Raw genomic sequence first — 10,527 nt, forward strand, 5'->3', positions numbered from 1 at the left:
GAGATCAATATCCCGGTCGATCTGGTGCGCCAGCCAGAGAGAGCCGAATTCTTCGACCTTCAAACTGATCACATCCGCCTCTTTGCCGCTAAGCAAACCGGCTACCTTTTCGGGCGAGCCGATGTAGATCTGGGAGATGACCTTGGGCTTGCCATCGACCCTGGCAATCTCCCGGACGTAGAGGTAGGGTCTTCCTTTTTTAGTTTTTACGTGAAAATGCCCGCCGTGAAACTTTTCTTTACCTGCCATTGAATTTCTCTATGGAGAAGGAGAATATATTTCAAATCATAGTAAGATGGCGACGTAAAAATTTGAAATCGGGATGCCATCCTGACGTGAAGCGGCTTGAAACAATCGATCTCTTTCGGTATGCTAAGAAAAACCGTCGCCAAACCGCACTTTCACTTCCCAATGGATCAATTTCAATGGATCAAAAAATAGCCGGCAGCCTCCATGTAAGAACCAAGACCTGGATCGAAAATGACCGACAGGAGCTCCTTTTCGGCAAAGGGAAAACCGAGATTCTGGAGCTTATCGAACAGGAAGGGTCCATTGCCAAGGCGGCGGAAAAAATGGGCATGAACTACAAAAAAGCCTGGACCCATGTCAAAATCCTCCGTGAAAACATTGCCGATGAACTTGTTGTGGCGCAAAAGGGAGGCGGGGACACAGGCGGCACGGTTCTTACTCCAAAAGCAGGTGAGTTGATAAAAAAATATCGGCAATTGCAGCAAGAGATAGAAATCTTTGCCAATAAACGATTCAAGGAGCTTTTTTTTAGAAACGAGCGTTCAGGTCAATAGGTTGTACCGTGTAGAGCAAAAGATTTATGCTCTACATGCGTAACTATTTATGTCTTCACAAAAAACAAATATGCATTAATTGCATATTTGTTTTTCTCTTGGTATATTCCCCAACGATATTTCATTGAATAACGAGTTTGTATGATAAAGTGACAACGCTGATTTCGGCGATTTGTGCTCAACTACCTTCACTATAATCTGGAGATCACTCTCATGAAGCAGATTTTGACGATGACGATCAATGGCACTGAGGTCGATTTTGTTCCGGGAAAGACCGTCCTTGAAGTCTGTCAGGACCAGGGCATTCCCATTCCGACCATGTGTCATGATGCACGACTGAAACCATATGGCGGCTGCCGTCTCTGCCTGGTCGAGGTAACAGGTGCCCCCAAACCTCTAACTTCCTGCACCACCCCGGCAGCAGGCGGCATGCAGGTCACCACCGAGAGTCCGCGTCTTACCCGATTGCGTAAGACGATCATTGAACTGCTCTTGTCCAACCATCCCAATGACTGCATGTGTTGTGAGGCGGCGGGCAATTGCACTCTCCAGGAAATGGCTTATCAATACAATGCCGATATGAAGCGATTTTCCGGGGAACAGTGGGCACTGCCCATCCGGGAAGATAATCCCTTTATCACCTTCGAAGCAAACAAATGTATTGTCTGCGGCCGCTGCACTCGAATCTGCAATGAAGTGGTGATGGCCGGGACCATCGATATGACCGGGCGCGGTTTCAACGCCATCCCCGATACCGCTTTTTCCAGGCCCCGGAGCCTGCAAAACTGTGAATTCTGCGGCCAGTGTGTCTCCGCCTGTCCCACCGGTGCCTTGACGGATCGAAAGAGCAGGGGCCTGGGCCGGTTCTCGGAAGTTACCAAGGTCAAGACCACTTGCTCATATTGTGGCACCGGCTGCAACTTTTTCCTCAAAGTCCGGGGTGACAAAGTGATCGGTGTCGAGTCCGACTTCGATGCTCCGGTCAATAAGGGCAATCTCTGTATTAAAGGGCGGTACGGCTACGATTTCATTCATCATAAGGACCGGATTACAACCCCACTGATCAAGGAAGGTGACGGCTATCGGGAGGCATCCTGGGATGAGGCCCTTGCGCTGGTTGCTGGAAAATTTAACCAAATAATCAAGGAATACGGCGCGGATACGGTCGGCGGTTTTTCATCGTCGAGATGTACCAATGAGGAAAATTACCTCCTGGCCAAATGGGTGAGGACCGCGGTCGGCTCGAACAATGTCGATAACTGCGCTCGAGTCTGACACGCTCCTACCGTGGCCGGTCTGGCCACAAGCCTTGGCGCAGGTGCTGCAACCAATTCTCTCGCCCAGATGCCGGGAATGGATGTCCTGTTTTTGTTTGGCTCCAATCCGACGGAGGCCCACCCCATCGTCTCGCTTTATCTGAAAGAGGCAATAAGCAACGGGGCCAAGCTGATCGTCAGCGATCCGCGGAAGACCTGGATGGCGGAGAGAGCAGATGTCTGGATGAATTTAAAACCGGGCAGTAATATCGCCCTGTTAAACGGTCTGATCAACGTTATTATTGAAAATGGCTGGGAAAATAAAAAGTTCATCGCCAAGAGAACAGAGGATTTCGATGAGCTTAAAGCAAAAGTTGCCGAATATGACCTTGACCGGGTCGAAAAACTGACCGGAGTAGCGCGGGAAAAAATCATCGAGGCCGCGCGAACCTATTCTCACGCCGATAAGGCGATGATCGTCTATGGCTTGGGGGTCACTGAGCATCGGACCGGCACGGAAAACGCCATGGCCATTGCCAATCTGGCCCTGGTCTGCGGCCAGATTGGTCGTCCATCCACAGGTATTATGGCCCTCAGGGGACAAAACAACGTCCAGGGTGCCTCCGATCTTGGTCCTTTACCTGCCACCCTGCCGGGATACCAGTCGGTAACCGATGAGAAGGTTCGTGATAAGTTTGAAAAAGCCTGGGGCAGAAAGATTAAAAAGGAACCGGGACTGAAATCGGTTGAGATGCTCGATGAATGCGTGCGGGGAAAATTCAAAGGTATTTTCATCCTTGGCGAAGATCCGGCTCAGACCGATCCGGATCTGAGCCATGTGCGTAAAGCCCTTGAATCGGTTGATTTTTTAGTGGTTCAGGACCTCTTTCATACCGAGACGACCCGTTTTGCTGATGTCATTTTGCCGGGGGCAAGTTTTGCCGAGAAAGACGGCACCTTCACCAACGGCGAAAGACGGATTCAGCGGGTGCGAAAAGCGGTCCCGCCCATTGCCGGCCTGGCCGAATGGGAGGTTCTCTGCAAGCTCTCGACCCTGATGGGCTATCCAATGTCCTATGTCAATCCTGCGGCAATTATGGACGAGATCGCCTCGCTTGTACCGATTTACGGTGGAATCAGCTATGACCGGCTTGAAGAGAGAAGCATTCAATGGCCCTGCCCGACCAAAGATCATCCCGGGACAACCACCCTCTATACAGATCTTTTCGCGAGGGCGAATGGACTTGCCGCCTTTATGCCTTTAGATCATCAGGGCTCAGGTGAAGTGGCAAGTGAGCAATTTCCGTTGGTGTTAATTACCGGTCGAATCCGTGAGCATTATAACAACGGATCGATGACCAGGAGGTCCCATGGTATTGCCCAGATAGTCCCGGCTGAGCGGGTGGAGATAAGCCCCGAGGATGCCGTAGCGCTTGGTATACAAGACAGGAACTGGGTGACGGTATCATCTCGAAGAGGTGCGGTGAAGGTTCGGGCCAAGGTCACAAACCGCTCACAGCAGGGCAATGTTTTTATGACTTTTCACCATCAGGACGCCCTGACCAATGTTCTGACTTCAGAGTATCGAGATCCGATTTCGGGAACACCGGAATACAAATCCTGTGCGGTGCGCATTGACCGGGTTGAGGAAGCAGAAACAGTCGCAACCTGATATCTTAAGAAACAGACTGATTTAAAAAAAGGGGTCTGTCGCAAACTTGACTCTGCCATTGGCTGCTTTGCCGGCTTCTGCTATGATATTTTCATTTTCCGTGGAGCAAGAGCCAATGGCAGGTAAGGAAAGGTTTCACGGTGGGCATTTTCTGAAGTGCATCTTCCTTCAAGCGGTTTTCTGGTATCTGCGGTACAGCCTGAGCTAGCGTGATATCGAAGAACTCATGGAAGAAAGAGGCGTTGAGCTCGATCACGCTACGGTTCAACGATGGGTTGTCAAATATACTCCGATCCTCGAAGTTGAGTTCGGGAAAAGGAAGAAAGTTGTTGGCACCAGCTGGCGAATGGATGAGACCTACATCAAGGTCAAAGGTAAATGGCACTATTTGTATCGAGCCGTTGACAAAGAACGCAAGGCCATTGACTTCCTGCTGAACACGAACCGAGACAAGCTGGCCGCCAAACGATTCCTGCTCAAAGCAAGATTGCTTAATTATCATAATGAGTTACTAAATTCACTCTCATGTATAAAGAAGAACACCTATAAATTCATCCCATTTTATCAACATTTATTAACTAAGCCAAGAAATTGAATATTTTTCTTGTATTCGCATCTGCCTAGAGTCATTTATTTATACTGTGAATTGTTCATCATCGTAACTCTCTGTTACGGAAAGTCTGTATAGGTTAGAATTACGAAAGTCGTTGTTACAAAAGAATATTCTGTTAAATGTCTCATTGATAAAAAAATTAATCTCCCTCGGGCAAACTGCTGTGATGATCTTAGTCTCGTTGACAACTTTTCTGCTTATAAGAGGTTTGAACAACAGAAGGCGAATATAGAAGTGGTCCCGTTCTTTAGAACAGAACCGGGGCATAATTGAAATGGGTTGGCAGTATTAATCTATTCAACGAAGGCAGTACTTAAGACTATGACTGAAAAAATATAATGTATTTAACTAGAGTTCCACATGCACAAGTCTTTGACCATTATTTAACAGAGGAATTTCTAGTTAATCAGATGGAGCAACTGGAATCATCTGGAGAACTTGATGGGTCTGTCGAAATTTATTGGCTTTCTATGTCAAGAGTAATGGAACTTGCTTTGCTCTGTGCTGGTAATTATGCTGACTCTGGACAGATTCGTGATTCTGCTGATTTAATAGTAAATCCAAGACATACTGAAGTTCACATCGATGGTACCTGGGAGCCAGTTAGAGTCAAGAGGCATGAAAGGATGACAGAACAATTTACAGATTATGCTCCTTCAGGAACAAATGTAGGAGAATGGCTTCGTGATAATACTCATCTTGTACATGTTAAAGGTCCTTTGATATCAGATTTGTATGATATGTTGAAGGGGGCAGATACGCTGTCAGAATCATACCTTTCATCTATAGATTTAAGGATGCAAAAGATTTCACAAACGATGACATTTATCATGCAAGGTCAAATGATGGATCCAAATTATCCACTCAGTGGAGTGATTCCAGAAGAGAAAGAATTTGTTGAAGCGAATCTGTGTAGATATAATAGAAAAAAATTTCATCAGATAGGTATGCATATTGGTGAGTTGTTAAAAGATCAAAATTATTGCAGCAGTTTTTTAAAGCGTGAGGTAATAAGTCATCGTGGTAATCCAGCAAGATTTTACAATTCTATTCCGATTCTGCGATCAACCCAAAATTCACACCGGCTTCTTCCGGGTGTCTCATAGTCATAAACCAAAAATGCTGAAATATTAATACTTGGAAATTTACATCCTGGTTGTCCTCGTTTACATTATTAATCTAAATTTTTTTGTAACTATTCATTAAGTATTTTATTTATGAAATGTTGTAAGTTTTGTGATTTGCTTGTGGCGAATACTCCTGATGTAATTTTGCAATATAAGGATTTCTATGTGGCTCTTGATGAATGTCCACAAAGACCTGGCGATTTTTTGATTATTCCTAAGAAGCATATTGTTACAGAGTTAGAATTTACTCTAGAAGAGTTAGGTTTGCTTACCAAAATGACTTATGATGTCCCAAGTATGTTGTCAAAATTGAATTTGGTTCCAATATATGAGTTTTTTATTAAGAATGCAGATCCTAATGATAAGAAATTAATTGAGAGATGTCGCGAGTCAATAGATTTTTATACCAGATATCCTAATGCAGTTCATGTAGGTTTTAATACTGGTTTTAATGAGGGAGAACTTTCAGGAAAGAAATATGAGCATTTTCACAGGCATGTATGCCCAACTTATGTAGAGAATCCCAGTAGAAGGGGTTTTCGTGCTAGGGAATAATTATGTTGAGCCTTTTCTTCACTGTTTGTTTTTCTTCCAGTTTTACCGATAAATACAAAAAACAGAAGTCACCGCTGCTCACATTTTAGGCCCATTTATCGTCGGTCGGGAAATAACTGACCAAGCCGTAGACTGCTAGAAAGTCAGGTCGTCACCCTCATAGAGATTGAAAATCTTGGAGGAAGCATTCGGCTACGGCCTTCCACCGATCTTTCGCCTAGGCGAGTTCAGCAACGAAAAGATCGGTAGAGTCGGTGGAGAAGTTCCCGGTATCCACATAGGAATACAAAGGTAGGAAAATGCTCAGACCAAGCGTCCATTTTCCATGGCGATAATCTCGCTGCCGAGGCGTTCAGGCTGGTCGGGCATGTGGGTGGCCTGGATGATGGTGACGTCCTTCACCTTCAGGGTGAGGATGAGGTCGTCAAAGGCCTTGATGCTTTTTTCGTCCATATTTGAAGTCGGCTCGTCGAGCAGCAGCACCTTTGGCTTGAGCACCAGAGCCCGGGCGATTGCAACCCGCTGCTGCTCACCGCCGGAGAGTTCCCAGGCATCGCGCCGGCCGAAGCCGGACAGACCGATCAGGTTGAGGGCGTCATGGACGCGCCGGTGCTGCTCTTCGCCGTGGATGCCACGGATCTTCAGTCCGTAGGTAAGGTTGTATTTGACCGTTCGGTGAAAAAGGTACGGTGCCTGGTGCACTAAGGTAACGTTTTGTCGAAAACGCCGCAGATCACGATTTTTCCACTCAATACGCTCACCGTCGAGAGCGACCTCGCCGGCAGTCGGCTTGATGAGCAGGGCGAGAATCTGCAGCAGGGTGCTTTTGCCGCAGCCGTTTGGTCCGACCAGGGAATAGATTTTTTGGTGCTGAAGGTCGAGCTTTTCGATATCCAGAACCACCTGGCCGTTGTAGATCTTCTGCACATTCCGCAGTGAATAGATCGGTTCCATCTTTACCTCTGCTGAAGCCAGTTAAGTAACACATTTACAAGAAGGGCGATACTTAGCAGAATGATCCCCAGGGCCAAGCCGAAAGCGAATTCTCCCTTGGCGGTTTCCAGCGCTATGGCAGTGGTCATAGTGCGCGTATAGCCGCGGATGTTTCCTCCCAGCATTAAAGCTATACCAACTTCGGCGATGATCCGGCCGAAGCCGGCGATAACGGCCGCCATGGCGCCGAAGCGGATTTCCTGGAGTAGCAGCATGGACCCCTGGAAACGGCTGGCGCCTAGAGTTAAGGTCGTTGGCATGATACGATCGTCGGCGGAACTCAGGGCGGAAAGAGTATAATGCGCCACGATGGGTACCGCCAAGATCGTCTGGCCGATGATCATCGCATAGGGGGTGAACAACAGTCCTAGGACGCCGAGAGGGCCACGTCGGCTCAAAAAGCCGAAGACAACCAGGCCAACGACGACCGTCGGCAGGGCCATCAAGGTATTGAGCGCAACAACGGTTCCTCGCCGACCGGGAAATCTGCAAATTCCGATGACCATTCCTGCCGGAATTCCGATAAGGGAGGCGATCACGATGGCCGTGAATGAGGTGTAGACAGAGCTCCAGGCGGCCTTGTAGACATCTGGGTTAAGGGCGATGATCTGCTCGATTGCCTTGAGCAAGGATTCAAGGAGAAAGTCCAATGAAAAAACTCCTTGGCCGACCGACTGGCCGTCGGCAGCAAAAATTAAGATTCCAATTGGTTGTCCGTCAGTTGTATACCTTATTAAAATTTCAGATCAAGATGCCCAGGCAGGGTAAGAAAAGCAGAAGCTTTTTTGGACATGTTTATCACTTGCAAGGTATTGGCCATTCTTCATAGGTAAAGAAAAGCTGCTTGTTTTTCATTTTGTAGTCGCTGATCATTTTCTGACCTTCGAAAGAAGTCAGAAAGGTGATGAAATCCATGGCCTTGTTGTAGTTGACATGGGAATACTTTTTAGGGTTGACGGCAATCACGCCGTACGGATTAAACAAGACCTCGTCTCCTTCCTGAACAATCTGCAGATCGGTTTTTCCCTCAAAAGCAATATAGATGCCGCGGTCAGCCAAGGTGTATCCTAACTTTTCCGTAGCCATCACGATGACTTCACCCATGCCGCGTCCAGCTTCTATGTACCAGTCACCTTTCGGCTGGATACCGGCTTTTTCCCAAAGTGCTTTTTCTTTAGTATGGGTGCCGGAATCGTCGCCGCGGCTGAAGAAAGTCGACCTGGATTCGGCAATTTTCTTCATGGCCTCAGTAACCGTCTTGACCGCTTTGACTCCAGCCGGGTCATTAGGGGGACCCAGGATGATAAAGTCATTGTACATGACATCTCGGCGATTAATGCCGTAGCCTGATTCAACGAACTCGTCCTCCTTGCTGCGGGCATGCACCAATGTAACGTCCACATCGCCGGCCTTAGCCAACTCGATGGCTTTGCCGGTTCCTACGGGGATGACATCGACTCTCACGTTGTTCTGCTTCTCAAAGGCGGGAAGCAGGTAGGCCAGCAAGCCCGAGGCCTCCGTTGAGGTGGTAGTGGAGAGCTTCAGCCGCTCCTCTGCCATGGCCTGACCACTCATAACCAGCAACAGAACCAAACCAGTGGAGAGAATGCGCTTAAATGATTTCATGGTTGTGCCTCCTTTTGAATAAATTTAAAAACCAATTACGCATTTTCCGATACTGCATTACCCACAGATCACCTAAAGCACCTCTGATCTCAGCAGACTGACAAATATATCTCCTTCAGATTATTGTGGCATATTGGCCCGGCGGTGGAATTTGCCACCTTCTCGAGCGGCAAACAATATAGAGGCCCCCGGTGCATATCGGATTGTCCCATCGATCTTTCGGTTGCGTCTGTTTACAGACCTAAAATGCAACTTGGAAACGGGATTGAATGATATGAGCGGTCTCACTATCAAGGTCTATTCCATTTACGGTTCGGTCATCAACACTGACATAGCTATAGTCCAGCATGAACCTGAACATATCTACCGGATACCAATTCAGGCCTACGGAGAGGATGCCCTGTTTGCCGCCGTCAAAATCTTTGTCCTCCAGATCCAGGTAAGAATATCTTGCTGCGATTTCCCAGGCGCCTGTACCGTCGCTTTCCAGCGTAAAAGGATTCTTGGGCCGTACACTACTAAAGCCACCGCTGCTTACATTGTAGGCCCTCTTATCGTCAGTCAGGAAATAACTGACCAGGCCGTAGGCTCCCCAGAAAGTCGGGTCGTTACCCTCATCGAGATTGACGTTCTGCAGGAAATATTCGGCTACAGCGTTCCATCGATCTTTCGCCCAGGCGAGTTCAGCAACGACAAGGTCGGTAGAGTCTGCGGAGAAGCTCTCCGTATCCACATAGCGCACATTGGTCACCTGCGTTTCCGGGCGTGAGCGGTATCGCTGAGTGTCGGGAGAATCCGTGTTATGGCTGAGTTCGAGGTGCCGGTAGGAAAGTCCAAGATGCAGATCACCCACCTCCTCATTTGCAAATGGCAGCCCCCAGATCCGGCCCACCAGTCGGCTGTTGCCGTTGTCGAAGGGCCCATTACCTGCATCGTCTACGTCCGTCATGAGGGCCAGGGCATAACCGAGTTGTTTGTCCAGTGCCAGGTTCTGAATTTTGATACCGCTGTCTCGCCCCTGATAGAATGCCTCGTTAGCCTGGGAGCGTTCAATGAACCAGTTGTTGTTGGTGCTGGTCATTTCATCAACTGACAGCGGCTCCTTGAAATGTCCAACAGTAATCTTTCCGGCGAAAGGAACCTTGTAGGCTTCGAGGTAGACATCGGCAAAATCAACATCCCCCCCGGCAAAATCATATTCCGCCTTGAACCCAAATCGGTCGTAGACCTTGCCATTCACCCCGAGTCGTGCCCTGCGGATAGATGAACGAAAAAAGTCGTCGGTATCAAAGGCATCCTCGATTCCGTCGTTATTGCTGATATATCCAACCTGTTCATGGATGCGGCCGGAGAAACCGAATTGGAAATTACCGTCCTCGGTGGCGAAACGGGGACCATTCTTCCAGGTGACATTGACGGAGTCGGCAGATTTTTCAATGGCCTTGGCCAGCTTCGCCTCCTGCTCCTTCTCCGCAGCGATTTTGGCTTTCAACTCTTGGTATTTGTCCTGGTCCACAGCATCCATTTTTCGCAGTATTTCCAGCATCTCCTCTGCTGCACTCATCTCCTCTGCCTGGACAGCTGTTGGTGTATTGACTAGAGAGATAAAGCTGAATACCATTGCTGCTCCAGAGGTTGCTAATCCTGCGATCATACGTTTTTTCATCTCTTTCTCCCCGGGCGGTATACTCTCAATTCGGTTAATCTTGATTATTGACAGACACAGGTCCATCGCTCACTCTTTTCCGCAAAAAACATGAACACTGTTGTTGATCCAACTCTGGTCTACACTTTGACCGTTTCACAATTTTAAATATTCCCTGATAACGGTGGGCATAATCAAGCTATGCGCAATATTCCTTTCATCCTTCATCAATGCTCA

9 protein-coding genes and 1 pseudogene are annotated in these 10,527 nt (G+C 47.9%); 5 read left to right on the top strand and 5 right to left on the bottom strand.

The annotated features are described in order from the left end of the window. Positions 1–249: pseudogene (locus ACYQ8U_RS22075) on the bottom strand (hypothetical protein); the annotation flags it as partial. Between the two features lie 176 nt (positions 250–425). Between ACYQ8U_RS22075 and ACYQ8U_RS22080 the strand changes: the two are divergent. The 5 genes from ACYQ8U_RS22080 to ACYQ8U_RS22100 all read left to right on the top strand — a co-directional run bounded on the left by ACYQ8U_RS22080 (position 426) and on the right by ACYQ8U_RS22100 (position 6,026). Further along, positions 426–803 (top strand): winged helix-turn-helix domain-containing protein, encoded by a 378-nt coding sequence (locus tag ACYQ8U_RS22080; RefSeq protein WP_459947729.1) that lies wholly within the window; start codon positions 426–428, stop codon positions 801–803. A gap of 231 nt (positions 804–1,034) precedes the next feature. Then, complete coding sequence (gene fdhF / locus ACYQ8U_RS22085) at positions 1,035–3,731, top strand: formate dehydrogenase subunit alpha (RefSeq protein WP_459947736.1); 2,697 nt, start codon at positions 1,035–1,037, stop codon at positions 3,729–3,731. A 346-nt stretch (positions 3,732–4,077) separates the two neighbouring features. Further along, a complete protein-coding gene (locus tag ACYQ8U_RS22090) occupies positions 4,078–4,326 on the top strand; it encodes a DDE-type integrase/transposase/recombinase (protein WP_459947737.1) in 249 nt (82 codons plus the stop codon). 356 nt (positions 4,327–4,682) lie between these two features. Continuing rightward, complete coding sequence (locus ACYQ8U_RS22095; RefSeq protein WP_459947730.1) at positions 4,683–5,450, top strand: hypothetical protein; 768 nt, start codon at positions 4,683–4,685, stop codon at positions 5,448–5,450. Between the two features lie 111 nt (positions 5,451–5,561). Continuing rightward, a complete protein-coding gene (locus ACYQ8U_RS22100) occupies positions 5,562–6,026 on the top strand; it encodes an HIT family protein (RefSeq protein WP_459947731.1) in 465 nt (154 codons plus the stop codon). Positions 6,027–6,329: 303 nt separating this feature from the next. Here the strand turns inward: ACYQ8U_RS22100 and ACYQ8U_RS22105 are convergent, their stop codons facing one another. The 4 genes from ACYQ8U_RS22105 to ACYQ8U_RS22120 all read right to left on the bottom strand — a co-directional run bounded on the left by ACYQ8U_RS22105 (position 6,330) and on the right by ACYQ8U_RS22120 (position 10,311). Next, on the bottom strand, positions 6,330–6,980 hold the full coding sequence (locus ACYQ8U_RS22105; protein WP_459947732.1) for an ATP-binding cassette domain-containing protein: 651 nt from the start codon (positions 6,978–6,980) through the stop codon (positions 6,330–6,332). Positions 6,981–6,982: 2 nt separating this feature from the next. Next, positions 6,983–7,669 carry an ABC transporter permease gene (locus tag ACYQ8U_RS22110; protein WP_459947733.1) on the bottom strand — a complete coding sequence of 229 codons (687 nt, stop codon included), beginning with the start codon at positions 7,667–7,669 and terminating at the stop codon, positions 6,983–6,985. Positions 7,670–7,817: 148 nt separating this feature from the next. Then, the gene (locus ACYQ8U_RS22115; protein WP_459947734.1) at positions 7,818–8,645 is read right to left on the bottom strand and encodes an ABC transporter substrate-binding protein; all 828 of its coding nucleotides are present in this window, start codon (positions 8,643–8,645) and stop codon (positions 7,818–7,820) included. 241 nt (positions 8,646–8,886) lie between these two features. Further along, a complete protein-coding gene (locus tag ACYQ8U_RS22120) occupies positions 8,887–10,311 on the bottom strand; it encodes an OprO/OprP family phosphate-selective porin (RefSeq protein WP_459947735.1) in 1,425 nt (474 codons plus the stop codon). Positions 10,312–10,527 lie beyond the last annotated feature (216 nt).

Source organism: Desulfocastanea catecholica (genome assembly GCF_054657295.1).

Excerpts from the sequence above, each read along its gene's own strand:
- ACYQ8U_RS22080 (WP_459947729.1), top strand. The coding sequence starts at position 426 with ATGGATCAAAAAATAGCCGGCAGCCTCCATGTAAGAACCAAGACCTGG.
- ACYQ8U_RS22090 (WP_459947737.1), top strand. The coding sequence starts at position 4,078 with ATGGATGAGACCTACATCAAGGTCAAAGGTAAATGGCACTATTTGTAT.
- ACYQ8U_RS22095 (WP_459947730.1), top strand. The coding sequence starts at position 4,683 with ATGTATTTAACTAGAGTTCCACATGCACAAGTCTTTGACCATTATTTA.
- ACYQ8U_RS22100 (WP_459947731.1), top strand. The coding sequence starts at position 5,562 with ATGAAATGTTGTAAGTTTTGTGATTTGCTTGTGGCGAATACTCCTGAT.
- ACYQ8U_RS22105 (WP_459947732.1), bottom strand. The coding sequence starts at position 6,980 with ATGGAACCGATCTATTCACTGCGGAATGTGCAGAAGATCTACAACGGC.
- ACYQ8U_RS22115 (WP_459947734.1), bottom strand. The coding sequence starts at position 8,645 with ATGAAATCATTTAAGCGCATTCTCTCCACTGGTTTGGTTCTGTTGCTG.
- ACYQ8U_RS22120 (WP_459947735.1), bottom strand. The coding sequence starts at position 10,311 with ATGAAAAAACGTATGATCGCAGGATTAGCAACCTCTGGAGCAGCAATG.